The 985-nt window shown below is 48.1% G+C and carries 1 protein-coding gene; it reads left to right on the forward strand.

Features of this window, described 5'->3' with window-relative positions:
- A partial coding sequence (locus IE155_RS18185; protein WP_188665862.1) for a matrix protein 1 occupies nt 1-732 on the forward strand: 732 nt, incomplete at its 5' end.
- Nucleotides 733-985: the final 253 nt, after the last annotated feature.

Genomic DNA, 985 nt, shown 5'->3' on the forward strand with positions numbered 1-985 from the left:
TACGTTCTCTCTATCATTCCATCAGGCCCCCTCAAAGCCGAGATCGCGCAGAGACTTGAGGATGTTTTTGCAGGGAAGAACGCAGATCTCGAGGCTCTCATGGAGTGGATAAAGACAAGACCAATCCTGTCACCTCTGACTAAGGGGATTTTAGGGTTTGTGTTCACGCTCACCGTGCCCAGTGAGCGAGGACTGCAGCGTAGACGGTTTGTCCAAAACGCCCTAAATGGGAATGGGGACCCAAACAACATGGACAAGGCAGTTAAATTATACAAGAAACTGAAGAGGGAAATGACATTTCATGGAGCAAAGGAAGTTGCACTCAGTTACTCAACTGGTGCGCTTGCCAGCTGCATGGGTCTCATATACAACAGGATGGGGACAGTAACTGCAGAAGGGGCTCTTGGATTAGTATGTGCCACTTGTGAGCAGATTGCCGACGCACAACATCGGTCCCACAGGCAGATGGCAACTACTACCAACCCACTAATTAGGCATGAGAATAGAATGGTACTAGCCAGTACTACGGCTAAGGCTATGGAGCAGATGGCTGGATCAAGTGAACAGGCAGCGGAAGCCATGGAAGTCGCAAGCCAGGCTAGGCAAATGGTGCAGGCTATGAGGACAGTCGGGACTCACCCTAACTCCAGTACAGGTCTTAAGGATGATCTTATTGAAAATTTGCAGGCCTACCAGAATCGGATGGGAGTGCAACTGCAGCGGTTCAAGTGACCCACTCGTTGTTGCAGCTAACATTATTGGGATATTGCACCTGATATTGTGGATTCTTGATCGTCTTTTCTTCAAATGCATTTATCGTCGCTTTAAATACGGTTTGAAAAGAGGGCCTTCTACGGAAGGAATGCCTGAGTCTATGAGGGAAGAATATCGGCAGGAACAGCAGAGTGCTGTGGATGTTGACGGTGGTCATTTTGTCAACATAGAGCTGAAGTAAAAAACTACCTTGTTTCTACTGATCACGCGT

This window comes from Thalassotalea profundi (assembly GCF_014653195.1).
Lineage (GTDB): Bacteria > Pseudomonadota > Gammaproteobacteria > Enterobacterales > Alteromonadaceae > Thalassotalea_B > Thalassotalea_B profundi.